Here is a 23,749-nt window from a genome sequence, read left to right as displayed (position 1 = left end):
CCTCTGGAAGGCACACACGCATGACGTCTTACGACCCCGCCGCGGTGAAGGTCAGCCCCGAGAAGTGGGTGGCCGACCAGGCCCGCCGCTACGAGGAGTCCAACGGCACCGAGGGCACCGACCTCAACGGCTCGCCCTGCCTGCTCCTCGACTACCAGGGCCGTCGCAGCGGCGCGTGGCTGCGTACCGTACTGATCTACGGCCGGGACGGCGACGACTACCTGATCGTCGCCTCCAAGGGCGGCGCCCCCGAGCACCCCCTGTGGTACCTGAGCGTCCGCGACAACCCCGAGGTCCACCTGCGGGTGCTCGGCGAGCGCTTCGCCGCCCGCGCCGAGACGCTGTCGCCGCAGGACAAGGCCCGGGTGTGGCCGCACCTGCTCGATGTGTACGCGCCGTACGCCGACTACCAGGAGAAGACCGACCGGGACATTCCCGTGGTGCGGCTCCGCCGGATCTGACGACATGTCGATCTGACGATCTGACGACGGGTAAGGGGCGACCACCCAGGTGGTCGCCCCTTACCCGTGCCGCCCGAGGGCTCGGCTCACCGAGCCGCCTCGCGCCGCCGGACGGCGAAGCTCAGGACCGCCAGCACCAGTTCGAGGCCGAGCAGGAACACCAGCCCCATCCGGAAGGCGTGCGGGTAACCGCCGGGCGCGCCGTCGCCGACCGCGCCGTAGAAGATGATGCCGATCAGGGCGATGCCGAGCGCGCCGCCGATCTGCTGCGTGGTGGCCACCACGCCGGAGGCCGAGCCGACGAGCCGGGGCGGGACGGTGGCCAGCGCGTCGTGGGTGAGCGGGGCGATCACCATGCCCATCCCGACGCCGTCCATGACGAGCCCCGGCACCAGCTCCCACAGGCTGCCGGTGGTCCCGGAGCGGTGCGCCGCCTCCCACAGCAGACCGAGCCCCGCGGCCATCGCCAGCGCTCCGGCCGGGACCGTACGGCCGCCGAGCCTGGCCGCGATGCGGTGCGCGTTCGTCGAGGTCAGCAGGTAGCCGCCGCCGATCGCCAGGAAGACCGTGCCCGAGTGCAGGGCGTTCAGGCCGCGGCCCGCCTGGAGGTACAGGGCGAGGATCAGGAAGAACGAGCCCTGCCCGCTCCAGAAGACGAACTGCGCGAGGGAGCCGGGACCGAAACCGCGCTGCCGGAACAGGTCCGTGTTCAGCACCGGGTCGCCGCCTCGGCGGCCGAGCCGGTCCTGGTGGCGGACGAAGACGGTGACGAGCACGGCGGACGCGGCCAGGCACAGCCAGGTCCACAGCGGCCAGCCCGCCGCACGCCCCTGGATCAGCGGCAGCACGAGCGCGACGACAGCGGCGGTGGACAGCGCCACGCCGGTGAGGTCCAGCCGGGGCCGTTGCGGCGCCCTCGACTCGGCCAGGGCGCGCGGCACCAGCGCCAGGGCGAGCAGCCCGACCGGGAGGTTGATCAGGAAGCAGGCCCGCCAGCCGAGGCCGAGCACGTCGGCCTTGATCAGCAGACCGCCGATGAGCTGCCCGAAGACCGCGCCGACGCCCATCGTCAGCCCGTACATGCTGAAGGCGCGGGCCTGCGCCTTGCCGGTGTAGGCGGTCTGGAGGATCGACAGCACCTGCGGGCTCATCAGCGCGGCCGACAGGCCCTGGAGGGCCCGCGCCGCCACCAGCGTCCCTGCGGTGGGCGCGAATCCGCACGCCGCCGAGGTGGCGGTGAACAGCGCGAGCCCGACAGTGAACATCCGTCTGCGGCCGAAGACGTCACCGAGCCGGCCCGCCGTGATCAGCCCGGTGGCCACGGCCAGGCCGAAGCCCGCCACCACCCACTGGATCGACGCGGTGCCCGCGTGCAGGTCGCTCTGCACGGAAGGGATCGCCACATTCACGATGAAGATGTCGAGCGCGATCATGAAGGTCGCGGCCAGCAGGAGCAGCAGGCCGAGGTCTGGCCGCTTGCTGACCGGCGAGCCGTCGCGGCTCGCGGGCGGGGACGCGGCGGTGGTGGCCGAGGCCATGACGGAACTCCTGTCGCAGGGGGACGGATGTCCGGGGCGATGACGGGGTACGGGTGCGGCTCAGTGGTGACGGGGTACGGGGTACGGGGTACGGGCGGGGCCCTGCGCGGGCCGCACCCGTACCCCGTGGAGCGGCGCTCAGGCGCCGGCCGGGACCTTGTCGAGGAAGCCCTGGACGCTGTGCACCAGGCCGTCCTCGCCGATCGCGGCCACGTCGAAGCCGACCACCAGCGACTCGCCGCCCGCCGGGCCCAGCTCCCACGTGAAGCGGGCGATGTGGTGGTGCGCGTCGACCGGGCCCAGGGTGAACACGAAGCCGGGGAACTGCGCCTGCACGGCGCCGACCACCGCGTCGAAGGCGTCCCGCCCGGTGACGTCGGCCAGCGGGTCGGTGTAGCGGCCGTCGGCGGCGAAGACCTCGTCGATCAGGCGGCGCCGGGCGGCCGGGTCGGTCTCGTTCCAGGCGGCGATGTAGCGCTGGACCAGGTACAGGGTGTCGCTCATGGCTGGTGTCTCCCTACGTTGTCCGGCGCCGGGTGGCGCCGTGTTCTCGCAGGTCAAGACGGTACGGACGGGACCGCGTCCGCGAATCAGTCATCGTTGGGTACTTGTGCGGCCGGTTGTACGTCACGACCGGTCGCCATGACGTACACCCCCCGCGGGCCGGGGTCCGAACCGGCGTCTCGCACCGCCTCCCGTAGGCGTCTCGGCCAATCCGTGGTGGCGTTGCGCACCGGCCGTGAGCGCCGGGAGTGCCGGGAGCACCGGCCTGCGGCACCGTCCCCCGGAGCAGCCCGCACGTTCGGCGCCGGTGCGCGGTCCGCGAAGGCGGGACCGCGCACCGGGGGGAAGAGGTCACCTCGTGGCGTCGAGCCGGACCTTCAGCGCGTCCAGCGTGTCCGCGATGCGCGGGGAGCCGCAGTGCCGGGACAGCCGGGCCGCCTCGCGGCCCAGCGTGCGCGCGCCCTCCAGGTCACCGGTCAGGGCGCGGGCGGTGGCGGCGCGCGCCGAGTACAGGCAGCGGTCGCGTACGTACGAGGCGTCCTGCATCGCCAGCGCCTGCTCCAACAGGGGCCTGGCCTCGTGCGCGTGGCCCAGGTCGAGCAGCGACTGACCGGTCTGCGCGGCCAGTTCGGCCGCGTCGAACCAGTAGAGCCACGACGGCCCCGACTCCCGCTCCGCCAGGTCCAGTTGGCGCTCCGCCTCGGAGACCGCGCGCCGTGAGGCGCCGTCGGCGCCGACCGCGGCGTGCGCCCGGCTCAGCCTGCTGGCGGCCAGCGCCCGGACGGCCGGGGGAGTGCCGCCCGCCGCCCGTACCCCCGCCTCCGCCGCGGCCACCGCGTCCCGCGGCTGACCCGCGATCACCGCGTGCAGCGCGAGGCCGCCCCACAGCGCGACGGCCAGAGGGCGGTCACCCGCGCTGTGGGCGAGCCGCAGACCGGTCAGATAGTGCCGCTGCGCCGCCCCGAGCCGGCCGGTGTCGGTGGCCGCCCAGCCGCCGAGCTGCGCCAGGTCGGCGGCGACCCGCAAGAGCCGTGTCCCGTGGGCCCGTTCGTGCTGCCCCCGGTGCAACAGGCCGCGCACCATGCGCAGATCGGCCTCGACCCGGTGCCGTACGGCCGCGCCGCCGAGCCGGTCGTCGAGCTTGCGCAGCCCCAGCACGCCGGCTTCGAGCCAGTCGATCACCGGGCCGTCCACGACGGCCGCGGCCACCGCTTTGTCGACGGCGTCGTCGCGGAACGCGGCCGCGGCGCTCGCCTGTCGCGGCACACGTCCCGAGCGGGTGCCGGGCACCGGTTCGTCCCACCGCTCGGCCATGGCGGCCGACGCCGACCCGCGTCCCGCCGCGGGCGAGGGCGACCCGCGTCCCGCCGCGGCCGAGGGCGAACCCGCCTTCTTGTCCACGGCACGTGAACCCATGGAACCCATCGCGCCCGCCGCGCCGCCCGAGCCCGCGGAACCGGTGGCGCCCGTCGTGCCCTCCGCGCCCGCCGCGTCCCAGTCCGCGATGGCGTCGAGCAGCGCCTGCTCGTCCGCGATGGGGAAGCCGCGCGGGTCGCTCGCGCCGTTGTCGAGCAGCGCGGTGAGCGCGGTGAAACTGCCCTCGACCGTCCACGGCAGCCCGTCCGGCATGCCGCCGTGCGCCGGGAGCCAGCGCGGCCAGGGCCTCAACTCCAGTTCCCTGGAGGGGATTCCGAGCGCGCGGGCCAGCGCGCGCTGGCTGTCGGCCTCCGGCACGACCCCCCAGTGCTCCCAGCGCCAGACCTTCTCGCGGCGGGCCGCCATCGGCACCCCGAGGATCCGCGCGTTGTCGGCTATGACCCGTGCCAGGTCCTGGTAGCTCCACCCGTGTCTTCGCCGTACATAGGCGAGCGGGTGGGTGGAGGCTGCCGCACTCTGTCGTTCCCCCGCGTCCGCACCGCTCACGCTCCCGCCGTCCATGTCACCTGGTCCCCACCGCGCGATGCCGACACACCTTGATCGGCCTCTCGAATATCAGGTGTCCGGCCGATCGCGCAGCCGAACCAGCGCATCCATCCCGATCCGTGTCCCAAACCCCCGTCACCATACGGGACTACAGCGAGACAACAGGTCCGGGCTTGATGCCACCCCGTGCCGACCGGTTGGCTGTGCGTGATCACATGACGTTACGCACGCCGTGGAGGGCTGCCCGCGGATGACCCCACCGCCGCCACCCTTCCGCTTCTCGCGTGGCAAGGACGACGTGGCTTTCGACCCCGCTCTCGGTGACGAGGAGCTGGTCGCGGCTCGTGCTGCCCTGGCCCACGGCCGCTGGGCGGAGACCCGTGACCTGCTGAGCCGTACCGGGGACAACTGGGACCGCCGAGGACATCGGCTGGTCGTCCTCGGCGAGGGCAAGAGCGCCGCCGCCTGGGCGGGCGAGTGGCAACTCGCCGAGCCCGAGAGCACGGACGCCGCCGCGCTGGCCGCGTTCGCGGCCGTCTTCCGCGCGGTCGCGGGCAAGCAGAGCGCCGAGTCGGCGCGCGAACTCTGCCTGCGCGCGGCCCGGATGACCCCGCGCGATCCGTCGCCGTGGCTCGCCCTGCTGGTGCTCGCCCGCCGCACCGGCACCGACGACGAGCAGGTGCGCGCCTTCGACCAGGCGCGCGGCCGGCACCGCGGCCACCACCACGCCCACCACCTGATGACGCAGTGCCTGGCGGAGCGTCAGAAGACCGACGGCGAGGACCCGTTCCACGAGGTGTACGAATTCGCCGAGTGGGCCGCGGACGAGGCGGGACGCGGATCGCCGCTGGCCGTACTGCCGTTGGTCGCGCTGGTGGAGCGCTACCGGGTGCTCGCGTCGGCCGACGTCCTGCCCGACGTCCCCAACGGCCTTCCGTACTGGGTCAGTCCGCGCGCCCGGCAGAGCGTGCGCATGGCCTTCGACTGGTGGCTCGAATGGCAGGGCTACGACCACTCGCGGTTGCTGCTCGACCTGAACTACCTTGCGTACGGCAAATTCCACGCGGGCGACACGGTGGAAGCCGCCGCCCTGTTCAACCGGATCGGGTCGGAGGCGACACGCACCCCGTGGTCGTATCCCGACCGCGACCCGAAGAAGGCGTTCCGCGCGGCGCGCAACTACGCGCTCGGCTTCGGTTCCGCCTAGGCCCCCACGGTCGTACTCACCCAGCAGGACACGCAGTTGGAACCACGCACGAAGAACCATGTTCGAAGACCGATCCAGTAAGACCCGAACCACGGACCACCGGAAGGACACCGCAGCATGCTGACGGGCAGTACAAGCGAGATCAGCACGTTCAAGGGCGAGCAACGCGCACTGCGCGCGGACCGGATCGGCGCACCGGCCCTCCTGCTCTCGGTCCTCGCCGCGACCGCGCCCCTGATGGTGGTGGCCGGTGTGGTGCCGACCACCTTCGCCACCATGGGTGTCGTCGGGGTGCCGCTGCTGTTCGTCATCGTCGGCCTCGTGCTGATCCTCTTCAGCTTCGGCTACGCCGAGATGAGCCGCCATGTGCACAACGCGGGCGCGCTGTACGCGTACATATCCAGGGGCCTGGGCGGCACCATGGGCGCCTGCGCCTCGTACGTCGCCCTGTTCGCGTACAGCATCATGCAGGTCGGTCTCTACGGGATCTTCGGCTACGAGATCTCCAGCCAGATCGCCCAGCACTGGAACCACAACGTGGCCTGGTGGATCCCGGCGCTCGGCGGAGTCGCGATCACCGCGATCTTCGGTGCGCTGAAGATCGACCTGAACGCGAAGACGCTCGGTGTGCTGCTGCTGGTCGAGACGCTGCTGACCGTCGTCTTCGACATCAGCTTCCTGTCCGACCCCGGCCCGCAGGGCGTCTCGGTGCACGCCTTCGACCCCAGCACGCTCAGCGGCGCGGGTCTGGGCACCGCCCTGTGCTTCACCATCGCCGGCTTCGTCGGCTTCGAACAGGCCCCGGTCTACGCCGAGGAGACCAGCGACGCCCAACGCGTCGTGTCCAAGGTGATGTTCACCGCGATCGGCTTCGCCACTCTCTTCTTCGCCTTCAGCGCCTGGGCGATCACCGTCGGCACCGGCCCCGACCACGTCGTGGGCGCCGCACAGGAGCAGGGTCCGAACCTGATCTTCTCGCTGAACCAGGCCCGGCTGGGCACCGCGTTCACCGACACCCTGAACATCTTCTTCATCACCGGCATCTTCGCCTCGATGCTGAGCTTCCACAACGTCGTCGCCCGCTACGCGTTCGCGATGGGCCGCGACGGTCTGCTGCCCTCGGCGGTCGGCCGTACCTCGAAGTCCAGCGGCGCCCCCGCCGTCGGCTCCTTCCTCCAGTCGATCGTCGCGCTGGCCGTCGTCGTGGCCTTCGCCGCCACCGACAACGGGAAGTTCGACCCGAAGTTCGGCCCGGACCCGACGGCCCCCGTGCTGCGCATGTTCACCTGGGCGGGCAACGTCGGCGCGCTCGGCATCGTGCTGCTGATGGCCACCGCGGCCATCGCCGTCATCGCCTTCTTCGTCAAGCGCGGCGCCGCCGGTGTGCAGGCATGGCGGCTGGTCACCTCGGCCGTCGCCGCTCTCGGGCTGCTGACCATCGCCGTCTACTCGGTGAAGGACTTCTCGGTGCTGCTGGGCGCCAACCCCGGCCACGGGCTGCGCTGGCTGCTGCCCGGCATCATCGCTCTGGCCGCCGCCATCGGACTGGTCTACGGTCTGATACTGCGCGCCAAGCGGCCCGAGGTGCACGCCAGGATCGGCCAGGGCAACGAGGCGTTCCAACTGGAGAAGGCCGCCGCGCAAGCGTCCTCCTGACCATCTCGCCAGGTCTCACCGCGACGGCCCGCCACACCCCACAGGGTGCGGCGGGCCGCCCGTTTTTTCCGGACCCATGTCCCGAACTCCCCGCCCCCGCAGCGTTCCTGTTTTGCCGTCAGGAGGCCCCATGACCGCGTCGGCCGCCACCACCACTCCGCATCCGCTCGACCCGCTGACCGCCGACGAGATCGACACGGCCCGCGCCGTACTGGAGGCGGAGGGCCTGGTGTCCGACGCCACCCGCTTCCCGCTCGTCCTGCCCGACGAGCCCGACCGGCACGCCGCGCTCGCCCACCGCGACGGCGACGCCTTCACCCGCCGGGTGCGTGTCACGCTGCTCGACTCCGCCACCGGCCGCGCCGCCGAGGCCCTGGTCGATGTCACCTCGCGCCTGCTGCTCGCCCACCGCGACCTGGACCCGGCCGCCGACGGCCAACCGCCGCTGCTGTTCGAGGAGTACGAGACCTGCGACGAGATCGTCAAGGCCGACCCCGCCTGGCGCGCGGCGATGGCCGAGCGCGGCGTCACCGACACCTCGCTGGTGATCGCGGCGCCGCTGGCCGCGGGCAACTTCGGCATCGCCTCCGAGACCGGCCGCCGCATGCTGCGCTCGCTGACCTTCCTGCGCTGCGACGAGAGCGACAACCCGTTCGCCCACCCGGTCGGCGGCCTGGTCGCGGAGGTCGACCTGATCGAGCGGCGCGTCGTACGCCTCATCGACACCGGCGCCGTCCCCACGCCCACCCAATGCGGGCGCTACGAGGCCGAGTTCAACGGACCGGCCCGCACCGACCTGCGCCCGCTGGAGATCGGCCAGCCGGAGGGACCGTCCTTCACGCTCGAAGGCCCGGTGCTGAGCTGGCAGAACTGGCGGCTGCGGCTGGACTTCAACGCCCGTGAGGGCTTGGTGCTGCACCGGATCACCCACCGCGACGGCGACCGCGACCGGCTCGTCCTGCACCGCGCCTCGATCGCCGAGATGGCCGTGCCGTACGCGGAGCCCGACGCGGCCCGCAACTGGGTCTGCTACCTGGACGCGGGCGAGTACCTGCTCGGCCGCAACGCCAACGCGCTGCGCCTGGGCTGCGACTGCCTCGGCGAGATCGCGTACGTGGACGCCGTGCTGGCCGACGACCTCGGCCGCCCCGAGACGCTGAGCAACGCGATCTGCGTCCACGAGGAGGACGCGGGGCTGCTGTGGAAGCACACCAACATCTTCGACAACTTCGCGGTGGACAGCCGCCGTTCGCGCCGCCTGGTGATCTCGTACATCGCCACCCTCGGCAACTACGACTACGGCTTCTACTGGTATCTCCACCAGGACGGCACGATCGCCTTCGAGGCCAAGGCCACCGGGCTCGTGCAGACGTCGGCCGCCGTGCCGGGGGAGAGCTCGCAGCACGCCACCGAGATCGCGCCGGGGCTGCTCGCGCCGTACCACCAGCATCTGTTCTGCGCCCGGCTCGACGTGGCGGTGGACGGCCCGGCCAACACGGTCGAGGAAGTGGACGTCGTACGGCTGCCGATGGGCCCGGACAATCCGAACGGCAACGCCTTCACCACGCGCGCCACCGTGGTGGCCGACAGCGGTGACGCGGGCCGGGTCGCCGACCCGGCGGCCGGGCGGCGCTGGCGGATCAGCAACCCCGGCTCGCTCAACCGGATGGGCCGCCCGGTCGCGTACACCCTGCTGCCCGACGCGGGACCGACGCTGCTCGCGCAGCCCGGCTCACCGGTCGCGGAGCGCGTCACGTACGCGACCAAGCACCTGTGGGTGACCCGCTACCGCCCCGAGCGGCACTATCCGGACGGCGACTACCCCAACCAGCACCGGGGCGGGGCCGGTGTCGGGCAGTGGTCGCGGCCGGGCGAGGCGCTGGAGGACACCGACCTCACGCTGTGGCACTCCTTCGGGCCGACGCATCTGCCGCGCCTGGAGGACTGGCCGGTGATGCCGGTGGACACCTGCGGTTTCACGCTGAGACCGACCGGCTTCTTCGACCGCAACCCCACGCTCGACCTGCCCCGGGAGAGCGGACGCGGCTCCGGCGGCCACTGCCACCTGTGACGCCGCACGCGACGGCGACCGCCGACGGCGGGACCAGCGGCGGGACCGGAGACGGAACCGAAGGCGGGACCGGAGACGGAACAGAAGGCGAGTGAACCGGCTGAGCGAGCGCTCAGTCAGCTCTTGCCAAGACTGGAACACGTTCCTAGCATCATTGATGTGACATCAGAATTGTCAAACCGGGGCGCGGCGCCCGACGGCCCGCTGGCGGGCGTGCGTGTCGTCGAACTGGCCGGGATCGGTCCGGGACCGTTCGCCGCGATGCTCCTCGCCGACCTCGGCGCCGATGTCGTACGGGTGGACCGGCCGGGCGGCGCGGGCCTCGGCGTCGCGCCCGAGCACGACCTCACCAACCGCAACAAGCGCTCGGTGCTGGTCGACCTCAAGGCGGACCGGGGACCCGCGACCGTGCTCGACCTGGCCGCGCGCGCCGACATCCTCATCGAGGGCTACCGGCCGGGCGTCGCCGAGCGGCTGGGCGTCGGCCCCGACGCGTGCCTGGCCCGCAATCCGCGGCTCGTCTACGGCCGGATGACCGGCTGGGGCCAGAGCGGCCCGCTCGCCGACACCGCGGGCCACGACATCGCCTACCTCGCCGTGACCGGCGCGCTCGGCATGACGGGACCGGCCGACGGACCGCCGGTCGCGCCCGCCAACCTCCTCGGCGACTACGCGGGCGGCTCCCTCTACCTGGTCACCGGCGTCCTCGCCGCCCTCCACCACGCCCGCGCGCACGGCGAGGGACAAGTCGTGGACGCCGCGATCGTCGACGGCGTCGCGCACCTCACCACGATGATCCACGCCATCCTCGCCACCGGCCGCTGGCAGGACAGGCGCGGCGCCAACCTCCTGGACGGCGGCACCCCCTTCTACGGCGTCTACGAGACCTCCGACGGCCGGTACATGGCGGTCGGCGCCCTGGAACAGCGCTTCTACGACGAATTCGTCCGGCTGCTGGAACTGGCGCCGCGGGACGCGGCCCTGCGCACGGAACCCGGCCGCTGGCACGACCTGCGCGCCGCCCTCGCGGCCCGCTTCCGCACCCGCACCCGCGACGAGTGGACACGCGTCTTCGACGGGACGGACGCGTGCGTGGCGCCCGTACTCTCGTTGGGTGAGGCCCCGCACCACCCGCACCTGGCCGCCCGCGGCACCTTCACCGAGGCGGCCGGGACCGTGCAGCCCGCGCCCGCGCCGCGCCTGTCCGCGACACCGGGCACCCTGCGCCGGCCGCCCGCGCCGCCCGGCGCGCACACCGCGGAGGTCGCCCGCGACTGGGACGCCCCCGCACTGCTGGACTGAGACCCGTACGGCAGCACCTCCCGGACACCGCGCCGGACCAGGACACCCCGCCCCACCCTCCAGAAAGGCACGACGTTGAGCACCGAGGCCTACGTCTACGACGCCGTACGCACCCCGCGCGGGCGCGGAAAGGCGAACGGATCCCTGCACGGCACCAAGCCGATCGACCTCGTCGTCGGCCTCATCCACGAACTGCGGCGCCGCTTCCCGACCCTGGACCCGGCCGCCGTCGACGACATCGTGCTCGGCGTCGTCAGCCCGATCGGCGACCAGGGCTCGGACATCGCGCGGATCGCGGCCATCGCCGCGGGCCTGCCCGACACCGTCGCGGGCGTCCAGGAGAACCGCTTCTGCGCCTCCGGGCTCGAAGCGGTCAACCTGGCGGCGGCCAAGGTGCGTTCCGGCTGGGAGGACCTGATCCTCGCGGGCGGCGTCGAGTCCATGTCGCGCGTCGCGATGGGCTCGGACGGCGGCGCCTGGGCCATGGACCCCATGACCTCGTACGAGACCGGCTTCGTGCCGCAGGGCGTCGGCGCCGACCTGATCGCCACCCTCGGCGGCTGGACCAGGCACGACGTGGACTCCTTCGCCGCGCTCTCCCAGGAACGCGCCGCGGAGGCGTGGAAGCAGGGCTACTTCGCCCGCTCCGTCGTGCCCGTGCTCGACCGCAACGGCCTCACCGTCCTGGACCACGACGAGTTCATCCGCCCCGGCACCACCCCTGAGACCCTCGCCAAGCTCAAGCCGTCCTTCGCCGACATCGGCGACCTGGGCGGCTTCGACGCCGTGGCGCTCCAGAAGTACCACTGGGTCGAGGCCATCGACCACGTCCACCACGCGGGCAACTCCTCCGGCATCGTGGACGGCGCCGCGCTCGTCGCCATCGGCAACCGCGAGATCGGCGAGCGCTACGGCCTCACCCCCCGCGCCCGGATCGTCTCGGCCGCCGTCTCCGGCTCCGAGCCGACCATCATGCTGACCGGCCCCGCCCCCGCCTCCCGCAAGGCCCTCGCCAAGGCCGGGCTGACCATCGACGACATCGACCTGATCGAGATGAACGAGGCGTTCGCCGCCGTCGTGCTGCGCTTCGCCTCCGACATGGGCGTCAGCATCGACAAGGTCAACGTCAACGGCGGCGCCATCGCGCTCGGCCACCCGCTCGGCGCGACCGGCGCGATGATCCTCGGCACCCTCATCGACGAACTGGAGCGCCGCGACCAGCGGTACGGGCTCGCCACCCTCTGCGTCGGCGGCGGCATGGGCGTCGCCACCGTCGTCGAACGTCTCTGACCCCTGCCCCCTCACGTGCCCCCTCACGGATCCAACGGAGCCCGAAGACCATGAGCGAGTCCACCACCATCCGCTGGGAGCAGGACACCGACGGCATCGTCACCCTGGTCCTGGACGACCCCGCGCAGTCCGCGAACACCATGAACGCGGCCTTCGCCGATTCCCTCGACGCCACCCTCGACCGCCTCGAAGCCGAACTCGACGGCGTGCGCGGCATCATCGTCACCTCCGCGAAGAAGACCTTCTTCGCGGGCGGCGACCTGCGCGACCTGATCCGCGCCACCCCGGAGAACGCGGCCGACGTCCTCGCCGGATCGCTGCGCATCAAGCGCCGCCTGCGCCGCCTGGAAACCCTCGGCAAGCCGGTCGTCGCGGCCATCAACGGAGCGGCGCTCGGCGGCGGTTACGAGATCGCGCTGGCCTGCCACCACCGCATCGCGCTCGACACGCCCGGCACCAAGATCGGCCTGCCCGAGGTGACGCTCGGCCTGCTGCCCGGCGGCGGCGGAGTCGTCCGCACCGTCCGGCTGCTCGGCATCGCCGACGCGCTGCTGAAGGTCCTGCTCCAAGGCCGGCAGTACGCGCCGCAGCGCGCTCTGGAGGCCGGTCTCATCCACGAGGTCGCCACCGACCGGGACGCCATGCTGGCGAGCGCGCGGGCGTACGTCCTGGCCCACCCCGACGCCCGGCAGCCCTGGGACACCCCCGGCTACAAGATTCCCGGCGGCACCCCGAAGAGTCCCGCCTTCGCGGCGAATCTGCCGGCCTTCCCCGCCAATCTGCGCAAGCAGCTCGCGGGCGCGCCCTACCCGGCGCCGCTGGCGATCCTGTCCGCCGCCGTCGAGGGCTCGCAGGTCGACATCGACACCGCCACCCTCATCGAGGCCCGCTACTTCACCGAGCTGGCCTGCGGCCGGACCTCGAAGAACATGATCCAGGCGTTCTTCTTCGACATGCAGGCCGTCAACTCCGGCGCCAGCCGCCCCGAGGGCTTCCCGGCCCGGCCGGTCACCAAGGTCGCCGTCCTCGGCGCGGGCATGATGGGCGCGGGCATCGCGTACTCCTGCGCGCGCGCCGGAATCGACGTCGTCCTCAAGGACGTCACCGCGGAGGCCGCCGAGCGCGGCAAGGCGTACTCCGTGACGCTGCTCGACAAGGCGCTGGCCAAGGGCCGCACCACCCCGCACAAGCGGGACGCGCTGCTCGCCCGGATCACCCCGACCGCCGACCCGGCGGACCTGGCGGGCTGTGACGCCGTCATCGAGGCGGTCTTCGAGGACGCCACGCTCAAGCACAAGGTCTTCCAGGAGATCGAGCACATCGTGGCGCCCGACGCGCTGCTCTGCTCCAACACCTCCACGCTGCCCATCTCGGCGCTCGCCGAAGGCGTGCGGCGGCAGGACGACTTCATCGGCCTGCACTTCTTCTCGCCGGTCGACAAGATGCCGCTGGTGGAGATCATCAGGGGCGAGCGGACCGGCGACGAGGCGCTGGCCCGCGCCTTCGACCTGGTGCGGCAGATCCGCAAGACGCCGATCGTCGTCAACGACTCGCGCGGCTTCTTCACCTCCCGCGTCATCGGCCACTTCATCAACGAGGGCGTCGCCATGGTCGGCGAGGGCGTCGCGGCGGCCTCCGTCGAACAGGCCGCGGCCCAGGCGGGCTACCCCGCCAAGGTGCTGTCGCTCCTCGACGAGCTGACGCTCACCCTGCCGCGCAAGATCCGCCGCGAGACGCGTACCGCGATCGAGGCGGAGGGCGGCCAGTGGCAGGAGCACCCGGCCGAGCGGGTCATCGACCGCATGGTGGACGAGTTCGAGCGGACCGGGCGCAGCGGCGGCGCGGGCTTCTACGACTACGCGGACGGCCGCCGTACCCGGCTGTGGCCCGGTCTTGCGGAGCATTTCGGTAAACCCGGCATCGAGATCCCGATGCGGGACATGCAGGAGCGGATGCTCTTCGCGGAGTCGCTGGACACGGTCCGGCTGCTCGAAGAGGGCGTCCTCACCTCGGTCGCCGACGCCAACATCGGCTCCATCCTCGGCATCGGCTTCCCCGCCTGGACCGGCGGCGTCCTTCAGTACATCAACGGCTACGAGGGCGGCGTCGCGGGCTTCACCGCCCGCGCGCGCGAACTGGCCGACACCTATGGCGAGCGTTTCGCACCGCCCGCGCTGCTGGTGGCGAAGGCCGAGAGCGGGGAGACGTTCACGGACGGGCGCTGAGGTGCAGGCGCTCAGGCGCTACGGGGAACGCTGCGGGTTCTGCTCGGGGTCCGGCTTCGGCGAGGGCACCGGCCAGGCCCGCAGCTCCTCCTTCAGCGACCGCTGAAAGGCGGTGACCAGCGCCTGTACGACCAGCGGCTGCATCTGGGCCGACAGCGACCGCATCCGCTCCGGGCGGTCCGGCTCCCCCACCTCGTCCAGGAAGATCCGGCCCAGCTCGTGGGCGGCGGCCCGCGCGTGCTCCAGCATCACCTCGCGCGCGGCCAGGACCGTCTCCACGGGGAAGGGCACGTCCAGCAGCCGCACCCCCAGGTGCAGGATGCCCGGATCCACCCGGAAGGCGTCGGGGTCGTCGGTGCGCTCCAGCACGTTCATGGCCGCGAGCCGGTCCAGGTCCGCGTCGTCCAGCGGGCGCCCCGCGCGGCGTTCGAGCCGCTCCCGGTCGATCTCCTGGCTGCCCTCCGGCAGCCAGGACGCCACCAGGGCGCGGTGGATCGCCAGGTCGTGGGCGCTGATGTCGGCGGGGAGCTGCTGGAGATAGCGCTCGATCGCCGCCAGGGTGAGGCCCTGGTGCCGCAACTCCTCGATCAGCGCCAGCCGGGACAGGTGCGCGGAGTCGTATCGGCCCACCCGGCGCGGACCGATGTCGGGCGGCGGGAGCAGGCTGCGGGCGCTGTAGAAGCGGACGGTGCGCACCGTCACCCCGGCGCGGGCGGCCAGCTCGTCGATGGTGAGAGCGGTCTGGGGCACCTGGACAGTATCGCTGTCGCACCAGTGCTGTGAAAGTCCTCGCACGCCGTACGGCGGACGCCTCCGCCCGGCCCCGAGCCTCGTACGCTGGCCCGCGTGCGCCTGTTCCCGCCGCCGCGCGCGGCCCTGCCGATCCTGCTCGCGTGCTCCTTGGCGTGCTGCCTGTCGTGCTCCGGCGGCGGCACGGCGGCCCCCGACCGTACGGCCCCCGACCGTACGGGCCACGCCTCGGGCTCCGCCGACGTCGGGGCGCCCGGCGTCGGCGACCGGCTCTTCCCGCGGGCGGGCAACGGCGGATACGACGTCACGCACTACGCCCTTGACCTCGCGTACGACCCCGGCTCAGGAAAGCTGCGCGGCACGGCGGTCGTCACCGCCACCGCCACCCAGCCGCTCGCGCGCTTCGACCTCGACCTGGCGGGGTTCACCGTCACCCGCGTGACCGTCGACGGGCGGAGCGCCGCCGTGGACCGCGCGGACAGCGAGCTGAGGGTCACGCCCCCGACGCCGCTGCGCGACGGCGCGCGCTTCGAGACGACCGTGACGTACGAAGGCGTCCCGCCGACCCTCACCGACCCGGACGGCTCGCACGAGGGCTGGTTCCGTACCGACGACGGCGCGCTCGCCCTGGGCGAACCGGTCGGCGCCATGGCCTGGTTCCCTTCGAACAACCATCCCTCGGACAAGGCCGCCTACGACATCACCGTCACCGTCCCCCACGGTCTCACCGCCGTGTCCAACGGCGAACTGGTCGACAGCGCCGACCGCGGCGGCGAGACCGCGTTCCACTGGCGCGCCAAGGAGCCGATGGCGACGTATCTGGCCACCGTCGCCATCGGGCACTTCGACATCACGCGGTCCCGTACCGGTGGCGGGGTGCCGGTCTACGTGGCAGTCGACCCGCGCTCCGACGACCCGACGACGGCGGCGGCACTGCGCCGTATCCCGGAGATCGTGGACTGGGAGAGCGGGCTGTTCGGGCCCTATCCCTTCTCGTCCGTCGGCGCGATCGTCGACCACCTGCCGAGCGGGCGGGTCGGGTACGCGCTGGAGGCCCAGACGAAGCCGGTCTTCCCCGGCGACGGCGAGCCGGGCGACCCCGCCGTGCCGCTGGACACCCTCGTCCACGAACTGTCCCACCAGTGGTTCGGCGACTCCGTCACGCCCGCCGCCTGGCAGGACATGTGGCTCAACGAGGGCTTCGCGACCTACGCCGAGTGGCTGTGGCAGGAGCACGAGGGCGGGCGCACCGTCGAGCGGAGCGCCGCAGCGGCCCTGGCCGACCCCGCCAACAGCGCCTTCCCGCCCGGCGCGCCGCCCGGCCCCGACCGCATCTCCGACGCCCCCGTGTACGGCGGCGGCGCCCTCGTCCTCTACCAACTCCGCGAAGCCCTCGGCCCGACCGCCTTCGCCACCCTCCTCCGCACCTGGCCCGCCGCCCGCCGCCACGGCAACGCCACCACCGCCGACTTCACCGCCTTCTGCCAACGCCTCACCCCCCACGACCTCACCCCGCTGTTCACCGCCTGGCTCCACACCACCCACCACCCGTCGTCGCTTTAAGCGCGGGCGCGTTGTCAGTGGTCGCGCTTACCGTGGCGGCATGGGGGAGATCACGTATGTGCGGGGAGACGCCACCGCACCACAGGGCAAGGGCGTCAAAGTCATCGCGCATGTCTGCAACGACCTGGGCGGCTGGGGCAAGGGCTTCGTCGTCGCCGTGTCGCGCCGCTGGCCGGAGCCCGAGGCCGCCTACCGGCGCTGGCACCGCGAGCGGGCGCGCAACGACTTCGGCCTCGGCGCACTCCAGTTGGTGCGGGTCGGCAGCTATGTGTGGGTGGCCAACCTGATCGGCCAGCGCGGCATGCGCACCGGCAGCAAGGGTGTGCCGGTGCGGTACGAGGCGATCGACGCCGCCCTGGCGGCGCTCGGCGACCGGGCGTTGGAGCTGGGCGCCTCCGTGCACATGCCGAGGATCGGCTGCGGTCTGGCAGGCGGGCGGTGGGCGCGGGTCGAGCCGCTGGTGACCGCGCGGCTCGTGGAACGCGGGGTGGCCGTCACGGTCTACGACCGTGACGGCTGAGCCGCCGGGGGTGCGGAAGGGGGGCGGCGGTGGGAAGTTCAGACGGCGGGGGAGCGCAGGGGGGCGCCCACGGAGTGCATGTGGGACAGGGCCTGGACGTAGGAGTCGATCAGGCCGGTCTCGGTGTAGGGGATGGACAGACGGCGGCAGTGGGCGCGCACCAGCGGCTGGGCGAGGCGCAGGTGCGGGCGGGGGAGGCTGGGGAAGAGGTGGTGTTCGACCTGGTAGTTGAGCCCGCCGAGGAACCAGTCGGTGAGCGGATTGCCGCGCACATTGCGGGAGGTGAGCACCTGACGGCGTAGATGACCCCAGCGCGAGCCCTCCTCGGGCATCTCCATGCCCTTGTGGTTGGGCGCGAAGGCACAGCCCAGGTGGAGCCCGAACAGCGCGTGGTGCACGAGGGCGAACACGACCGCCTGCCACACCGGCATCGCGAACAGCAGCAGCGCCGCGTAACCCGCCAGGTGGGCCACCAGCAGCGAGCCCTCGACCAGCCGTTGCCGCGGCTCCTGCCGCTTCAGCTCCTGGAGACTCGCCACCTTCAGGGCCAGCCCCTCCAGCAGCAGCATCGGGAAGAACAGCCGCGCCTGATGACGGGTCAGGAAGCGCGCGAAACCCTCCCGCTCGACCGCCTGCGCCTGCGTCCACACCAGCGCGCCGACCTCGACGTCCGGATCCTTGCCCACGTGGTTCGGATTGGCGTGGTGCCGATTGTGCTTGTCGGTCCACCAGCCCGCGCCCATGCCCAGCAGCAGGTTGCCGTGGACGAGCCCGATCAGCCGGTTCGTACGACGGCTCTCGGCGATCTGGTGGTGCCCGGCGTCGTGCCCGATGAACGCGGTACGCGCCCCCAGCACCGCCGCGGGCAGAGCGAGCGCCACCACCCACCACGAACCCGTCCCGCCGACCAGCACCACCGCCGACCACACCGCGGCGACGGCCACGAGATTCAGCGCGATCGACTTCGCGTAGTGGTCCACGCGCCGCCGCAGCAGCCCGGCCGCCTTGACCTCGCGCAGCAGCGGCGCGAAATCACTGCCCGATCCCGATCCCGATCCTGGTCCCGCCCCCGTACCGGCGTCCGCCCCCGTACCGGCGTCCGCCCCCGTACCGGCGGAGTCCGCGTCCGGGCCCGCCGTCCCGTCGGACCGCCGTCCCGGCGCGTCGATGATCGTGCTGGTCGCTGTAGCCATGGGCGCTCCTCGGGGTCCGGCGATGGCCGGTTCGACGTCCGGTGTCTGGCCTGACCGGCCACACCTCGACGCTATGGACTGCCACTGATCCCCGACCATGGCGCCATCACCCGGTTCCCCGGGGTGGCAGACCCCGGAAAAACCTGGGGATAACCCCACCTACGCGCTGCCAGGATGTCCGGCGTGACGACGAACAACACGCACGCGACCGACTGGGCGGTCGCGCCTGTACCCATCACCGGCCCCGAGGCGGCGACGCTGCTGCGCCGCTACTACACCGAGCTGGTCAGCCGCTTTTACGACCGTCCGACGGACGACGCCGAGGTCTCCGCCGTGCTCGCGGAGGAGCCCAGCGACGATCTCGTGCCACCCACCGGAGAATTCCTCGCCGTCCGGCTCGCCGGCGCTCCTGCCCGCGGCGTACCGGTCGGCTGTGTGGGCCTGCGCGTCCTCGACGCGCACACCATGGAGCTGACCCGGATGTATGTCGGCCCCGAAGCCCGCGGCCAGGGCGTCGCGGGCCTGCTCATCGGCGCCGCGGAAACCCTCGCCCGCGGCACCTTCCACGCGGACACGATCCGCCTGGACACGCGCGAGGACCTGGTGGAGGCCCGTGCGCTGTACGCCAAGCACGGCTACAGGGAGATCGCCCGCTACAACACGAGCCCATACGCGGACCACTGGTTCGAAAAGCGGCTGCGGTGAGCTGATTCGGCGGGGACAGGGCCTGGTGCGGGGGCCACTGTCAACAGCCTCACCGCACCCGCACAACGAGCCGGAACCGCGCATCGTTCCCGCCGCCCGCGGCCGGTCGCGGGCGGGTGACGTCTAACATGCTAGTGAACAGCCGAGCACACGAGGAGCGAGATCATCAGCGGTAACGGATCGGTCGAGCGCAGGATCGCCGAGGAACTGGGCGTACGCGAAGGGCAGGTGCGCTCCGCCGTCGAACTGCTCGACGGCGGAGCGACCGTGCCGTTCATCGCGCGGTACCGCAAGGAAGCCACCGGCACCCTGGACGACGCGCAACTGCGCGCTCTCGAGGAGCGGTTGCGCTACCTGCGCGAGCTGGACGAACGGCGCGCGGCCGTCCTGGAGTCCATCGAGTCCCAGGGCAAGCTGGACGACGCGCTGAAGGCGCAGATCATGGCCGCCGACTCCAAGGCGCGCCTGGAGGACATCTACCTGCCCTTCAAGCCCAAGCGCCGCACCAAGGCCCAGATCGCCCGCGAGGCGGGTCTGGAACCGCTGGCCGACCTGCTGCTGGCCGATCCGGAGACCGACCCGCAGGCCGAGGCCGCGAAGTACGTCTCCTCCGACAAGGGCGTGGAGGACCCGGCGGCGGCGCTCGAGGGCGCGCGCTCCATCCTCACCGAGCGCTTCTCCGAGGACGCCGACCTGGTCGGCGAGCTGCGCACCCGGATGTGGACGCGCGGCAGGCTCGTCGCGAAGGTGCGCGAGGGCAAGGAGGAGCCGGGCGCCAAATTCTCCGACTACTTCGACTTCGCCGAGCCCTTCACCAAGCTCCCCTCGCACCGCGTGCTGGCCATGCTCCGCGGCGAGAAGGAGGAGATCCTCGACCTCACCCTGGAGCCGGAGGAGCCCACCGAGGGACCGTCCAGCTTCGAGCGGCGGATCGCGCAGAACTTCGACATCGCCGACCGCGGACGCCCCGCCGACAAATGGCTCGGCGACACCGTGCGCTGGGCCTGGCGCACCCGCTTCCTGGTCCGCCTCGGGATCGACCTGCGCGTCCAGCTCCGCCAGGAGGCCGAGGACGAGGCGGTCCGGGTCTTCGCCGCGAATCTCCGCGACCTGCTCCTCGCCGCGCCCGCGGGCACCCGCGCCACCATGGGCCTGGACCCCGGCCTGCGCACGGGCGTCAAGGTCGCCGTGGTCGACGACACCGGCAAGGTGGTCGCCACCGACACGATCTACCCGCACGTGCCGCGCAACAAGTGGGACGAGTCGCTGGCCACCCTCGCCCGGCTCGCGAAGGCCCACCGCGTCGACCTGATCGCGATCGGCAACGGCACGGCCTCCCGCGAGACCGACAAGCTCGCCGCCGACCTGATCAAGCTGCACCCCGATCTGAAGCTCACCAAGGCCGTCGTCTCCGAGGCGGGCGCCTCGGTCTACTCCGCCTCGGCCTACGCCTCCGCCGAACTCCCCGAGCTCGACGTGTCCCTGCGCGGCGCCGTCTCCATCGCCCGCCGCCTCCAGGACCCGCTCGCCGAACTGGTGAAGATCGACCCGCGCTCGATCGGCGTCGGCCAGTACCAGCACGACCTGTCGGAGCTGAAGCTCTCCCGCTCCCTGGACGCGGTCGTCGAGGACTGCGTCAACGGCGTCGGCGTGGACGTCAACACCGCGTCCGTACCGCTGCTGCGCCGCGTCTCGGGCATCACCGAGGGCCTGGCGGGCAACATCGTCGCCCACCGCGACGCCAACGGCCCCTTCCGTACCCGCAAGGACCTCAAGGGGGTCGCGCGGCTCGGCCCGAAGGCGTACGAGCAGTGCGCGGGCTTCCTGCGGATCGTGGACGGCGACGACCCGCTGGACGCCTCCAGCGTGCACCCCGAGTCGTATCCGGTGGTGCGGCGGATCAGCGGCACCGCGAAGACCGACATCAAGTCGCTGATCGGCAACGGCCCGGTGCTGCGGACGCTGCGCCCGCAGGACTTCGTGGACGACTCCTTCGGTCTGCCGACCGTCACCGACATCCTCGCCGAGCTGGAGAAGCCGGGCCGCGACCCGCGTCCGGCCTTCAAGACCGCCACCTTCAAGGACGGCGTCGAGGAGATGAAGGACCTCAGGCCGGGGATGATCCTCGAAGGCGTCGTCACCAATGTCGCCGCCTTCGGCGCCTTCGTGGACGTCGGCGTCCACCAGGACGGCCTGGTCCATGTCTCCGCGCTCTCCGACACCTTCGTGTCCGACCCGCGCGAGGTCGTCAAGCCCGGTGACATCGTCCGCGTGAAGGTGCTGGACGTCGACCTGCCGCGCAAGCGGATCGCGCTGACGCTGCGCCTGGACGACGAGCCGGGCGCCGGGCGCCAACAGCGCGGCGGCGGGGCCGGTGGCGGCGGCGAGCGCCGCAGCGGACCGCCCCGGCAGGGCGGCGGCCAGGGCCAGAACCGACAGGGCGGCCAGGGCCAGAACCGACAGGGCGGCCAGGGTCAGAACCGGCAAGGCGGCGGCCAGGGCAGGCAGGGCCAGGGCGGCGGCCAGGGCCAGGGCGGCGGACGCCGCGGCGGCGGTCAACAGCCCGCGCCCGGCGGCGCGATGGCCGACGCCCTGCGCAGGGCGGGCCTGACCGGCAACAAGTAGCCGACGACGTACGACCGTTGAGGCGGCGGGGCCAGCACCTCCGCACACCCCCCTGCCGCCTCAGCCGTCCCAGGACCTTGCGTACGCCCCCTGTTGACGTGGCCTGGTCAGGCGCTAGCCTCTGGCGTGCTCTCCCTCACGCGGGCTGCCCGCTTCCAGTGGATATCCGTGGTGGTGGCGGTACTCGCCGCCCTGGCCGCCGTACTCACCGCTCCGTCCTCCGCGTACGCCGGTACCCCCGGCGGCGCAGGAGGCGGAACCGTACGGCACGGTCTCAGCCAACCCGACTACTCCTACGCCAACGCGATCCGCGAGGCCGTCTGGGTGGACACCGGTCTCGACGGTGACGGCGACGGCCGCACCGACCGGGTCGCGGTGGACATCGTCCGCCCCTCGGAGCCCGCCGCCGCCGGGCGCAAGGTCCCCGTGATCATGGACGCGAGCCCGTACTACTCCTGCTGCGGACGCGGCAACGAGAGCCAGCTCAAGACCTATGACGCCAACGGGAACATCGTCCAGGCCCCGCTGTTCTACGACAACTACTTCGTGCCCCGCGGCTACGCGACCGTCCTGGTCGACCTCGCGGGCACCGACCGCTCCGACGGCTGCGTGGACGTCGGCGGCCCCTCCGACGTGCGGTCCGCGAAGGCCGTCGTCGACTGGCTCAACGGCCGCGCCCGCGGCTACAGCGCCCGCTCCGGCGGCCGCGCGGTCTCCGCGGGCTGGACCAACGGCAACGTCGGCATGATCGGCAAGAGCTGGGACGGCACCATCGCCAACGGCGTCGCCGCCACCGGGGTGCGCGGCCTGAAGACCATCGTGCCGATCAGCTCCATCTCCTCCTGGTACGACTACTACTTCCACCAGGGCGCGGCGCTCCAGGACGGCCCCGAGTGGCTGTCGGACTACGTCGAGAGCGACAGCGCGCACGCCAACTGCGCCGCCGCCCAGCAGAAGATCATCGACGGCTCGCCGCGCAGCGGGGACTGGACGCCGTTCTGGACCGCGCGGGACTACGTGAAGGACGCGGGCAAGGTACGGGCCAGCGTCTTCGCCGTGCAGGGCATGCAGGACCTCAACGTCCGCACCAAGCACTTCGGCCAGTGGTGGCAGGCGCTCGCCGCGCACGGCGTCGAGCGCAAGGTGTGGCTGTCGCAGACCGGCCACGTCGACCCCTTCGACTACCGGCGCACCGACTGGGTCCCCACCCTCCAGCGCTGGTTCGACCACTATCTGCTGGGCGTCGACAACGGCATCCAGCGGCAGCCGATGGCCGACATCGAGCGCACCGTCGACCACTGGACCACCGACCGCGTGTGGCCGCCCGCCACGACCCGCACCACCTCGCTCAGCCTGAGCCAGACGGCCACCGACGGCCTGGGCACGCTCGGCACCCGGCACGCCGGGCCCGGCAGCACCGAGTCGTTCACCGACGACCCGAATCTGTGGGAGGAGGACTGGGCGGCGGCGGCCGACACCGCGACCGCGGCCAAGACCGTCTTCACCACCGGGACGCTCGCCAAGGACCTGCGGCTGTCCGGCGGCGGCACCTTCACCGTGACCGCCACCTCGTCCACCACCAGCGCGCACCTGTCGGCGGTCCTGGTCGACCTCGGGCCGGCCACCATCCGTGACTTCCTCGGCAACGGCGAGGGCATCGCCACCCTGGCCACCCGCTCCTGCTACGGGGAGAGCACCGCGGGCGACAGCGCCTGCTACCTCGACACCGCCGCCGACACCACGACCGTCGACCACACGGTCTTCAGCCGCGGCTGGGCCGACCTCGGGCACTACGCGTCGCTCTCCCACGGCGTGCCGCTCACCCCGGGCAAGCCGTACACCATGACCGTCCAGCTCGCGGCCACCGACCACGTCGTACCGGCGGGGCACCGGCTCGCGCTGATCGTCGCGGGCACCGACGGCGGCCTCATCCTGCCGCCCGACACGACCCCCAAGGTCACCGTCGACCTGTCGCACTCCGTGCTGAGGCTGCCGCTGGTCGGCGGTTCCGGCGCGCTGTCGACCCGTGCGGGCGCGGCGCCCCGCGGCAAGGCCGCGCTGACCGCCGCTCCGGCGCCCTCCGTGGCCCCGGCCGCCCGGCTGGGCTGACGCCCGGCCTGGTTCCCCCCGCGTCCCGGCGTTACGGTTACAGGGATACGGCCCTCGGGACGCGGGGGGAACCACGGTTGTCCGCGGCGCGTTCTCCTGGGTAGAAG

17 protein-coding genes are annotated in these 23,749 nt (G+C 72.5%); 12 read left to right on the top strand and 5 right to left on the bottom strand.

Annotation, left to right across the window (positions count from 1 at the left end; all coding sequences use genetic code 11):
- Nucleotides 1–20: 20 nt before the first annotated feature.
- Nucleotides 21–461: a nitroreductase family deazaflavin-dependent oxidoreductase gene (locus ACIO6U_RS13765; RefSeq protein WP_355346707.1), complete on the top strand. Its 441-nt coding sequence runs from the start codon at nt 21–23 to the stop codon at nt 459–461.
- Nucleotides 462–547: 86 nt separating this feature from the next.
- On the opposite strand, the gene ACIO6U_RS13760 is transcribed toward ACIO6U_RS13765, so the two are convergent.
- From ACIO6U_RS13760 to ACIO6U_RS13750, 3 genes are all read right to left on the bottom strand, one after another.
- Nucleotides 548–1,999 carry an MFS transporter gene (locus tag ACIO6U_RS13760; RefSeq protein WP_401718637.1) on the bottom strand — a complete coding sequence of 484 codons (1,452 nt, stop codon included), beginning with the start codon at nt 1,997–1,999 and terminating at the stop codon, nt 548–550.
- A gap of 138 nt (nt 2,000–2,137) precedes the next feature.
- Nucleotides 2,138–2,503: a nuclear transport factor 2 family protein gene (locus tag ACIO6U_RS13755; RefSeq protein WP_355346701.1), complete on the bottom strand. Its 366-nt coding sequence runs from the start codon at nt 2,501–2,503 to the stop codon at nt 2,138–2,140.
- Nucleotides 2,504–2,854: 351 nt separating this feature from the next.
- Entirely contained in the window at nt 2,855–4,426 is a 1,572-nt protein-coding gene (locus ACIO6U_RS13750; RefSeq protein WP_401718634.1) for a hypothetical protein, read from the bottom strand.
- A 250-nt stretch (nt 4,427–4,676) separates the two neighbouring features.
- On the opposite strand from ACIO6U_RS13750, the gene ACIO6U_RS13745 reads away from it, so the two are divergent.
- The 6 genes from ACIO6U_RS13745 to ACIO6U_RS13720 all read left to right on the top strand — a co-directional run bounded on the left by ACIO6U_RS13745 (nt 4,677) and on the right by ACIO6U_RS13720 (nt 14,177).
- Entirely contained in the window at nt 4,677–5,633 is a 957-nt protein-coding gene (locus ACIO6U_RS13745) for a hypothetical protein (RefSeq protein ID WP_355346695.1), read from the top strand.
- A gap of 117 nt (nt 5,634–5,750) precedes the next feature.
- Nucleotides 5,751–7,289 carry an APC family permease gene (locus ACIO6U_RS13740; RefSeq protein WP_355346692.1) on the top strand — a complete coding sequence of 513 codons (1,539 nt, stop codon included), beginning with the start codon at nt 5,751–5,753 and terminating at the stop codon, nt 7,287–7,289.
- 130 nt (nt 7,290–7,419) lie between these two features.
- The gene (locus ACIO6U_RS13735) at nt 7,420–9,360 is read left to right on the top strand and encodes a primary-amine oxidase (protein ID WP_401308202.1); all 1,941 of its coding nucleotides are present in this window, start codon (nt 7,420–7,422) and stop codon (nt 9,358–9,360) included.
- 159 nt (nt 9,361–9,519) lie between these two features.
- Complete coding sequence (locus ACIO6U_RS13730) at nt 9,520–10,662, top strand: CaiB/BaiF CoA transferase family protein (RefSeq protein WP_401718629.1); 1,143 nt, start codon at nt 9,520–9,522, stop codon at nt 10,660–10,662.
- 75 nt (nt 10,663–10,737) lie between these two features.
- Entirely contained in the window at nt 10,738–11,952 is a 1,215-nt protein-coding gene (locus ACIO6U_RS13725; RefSeq protein WP_355346683.1) for an acetyl-CoA C-acetyltransferase, read from the top strand.
- Nucleotides 11,953–12,002: 50 nt separating this feature from the next.
- Nucleotides 12,003–14,177 carry a 3-hydroxyacyl-CoA dehydrogenase NAD-binding domain-containing protein gene (locus tag ACIO6U_RS13720; protein ID WP_401718626.1) on the top strand — a complete coding sequence of 725 codons (2,175 nt, stop codon included), beginning with the start codon at nt 12,003–12,005 and terminating at the stop codon, nt 14,175–14,177.
- A gap of 18 nt (nt 14,178–14,195) precedes the next feature.
- Here ACIO6U_RS13720 and ACIO6U_RS13715 read toward each other — a convergent pair whose 3' ends face one another.
- Complete coding sequence (locus tag ACIO6U_RS13715; RefSeq protein ID WP_401718623.1) at nt 14,196–14,927, bottom strand: MerR family transcriptional regulator; 732 nt, start codon at nt 14,925–14,927, stop codon at nt 14,196–14,198.
- Nucleotides 14,928–15,023: 96 nt separating this feature from the next.
- Between ACIO6U_RS13715 and ACIO6U_RS13710 the strand changes: the two genes are divergently transcribed.
- Complete coding sequence (locus tag ACIO6U_RS13710) at nt 15,024–16,490, top strand: M1 family metallopeptidase (RefSeq protein ID WP_401718620.1); 1,467 nt, start codon at nt 15,024–15,026, stop codon at nt 16,488–16,490.
- A 40-nt stretch (nt 16,491–16,530) separates the two neighbouring features.
- Nucleotides 16,531–17,010 (top strand): macro domain-containing protein, encoded by a 480-nt coding sequence (locus ACIO6U_RS13705; protein WP_391045717.1) that lies wholly within the window; start codon nt 16,531–16,533, stop codon nt 17,008–17,010.
- Nucleotides 17,011–17,048: 38 nt separating this feature from the next.
- Here the strand turns inward: ACIO6U_RS13705 and ACIO6U_RS13700 are convergent, their stop codons facing one another.
- Nucleotides 17,049–18,203 carry a fatty acid desaturase family protein gene (locus ACIO6U_RS13700; RefSeq protein WP_401718617.1) on the bottom strand — a complete coding sequence of 385 codons (1,155 nt, stop codon included), beginning with the start codon at nt 18,201–18,203 and terminating at the stop codon, nt 17,049–17,051.
- 183 nt (nt 18,204–18,386) lie between these two features.
- Between ACIO6U_RS13700 and ACIO6U_RS13695 the strand changes: the two genes are divergently transcribed.
- From ACIO6U_RS13695 to ACIO6U_RS13685, 3 genes are all read left to right on the top strand, one after another.
- Nucleotides 18,387–18,908 (top strand): GNAT family N-acetyltransferase, encoded by a 522-nt coding sequence (locus ACIO6U_RS13695; protein WP_401718614.1) that lies wholly within the window; start codon nt 18,387–18,389, stop codon nt 18,906–18,908.
- A gap of 165 nt (nt 18,909–19,073) precedes the next feature.
- Nucleotides 19,074–21,533: a Tex family protein gene (locus ACIO6U_RS13690; RefSeq protein WP_401719717.1), complete on the top strand. Its 2,460-nt coding sequence runs from the start codon at nt 19,074–19,076 to the stop codon at nt 21,531–21,533.
- 126 nt (nt 21,534–21,659) lie between these two features.
- Nucleotides 21,660–23,642 (top strand): Xaa-Pro dipeptidyl-peptidase, encoded by a 1,983-nt coding sequence (locus ACIO6U_RS13685; protein WP_401718612.1) that lies wholly within the window; start codon nt 21,660–21,662, stop codon nt 23,640–23,642.
- The last annotated feature ends 107 nt before the right edge of the window (nt 23,643–23,749 follow it).

Source organism: Streptomyces sp. NPDC087422 (assembly GCF_044744145.1).
Classification (GTDB): Bacteria; Actinomycetota; Actinomycetes; order Streptomycetales; family Streptomycetaceae; genus Actinacidiphila.
This window is presented reverse-complemented; position numbering and strand designations above follow the sequence as displayed.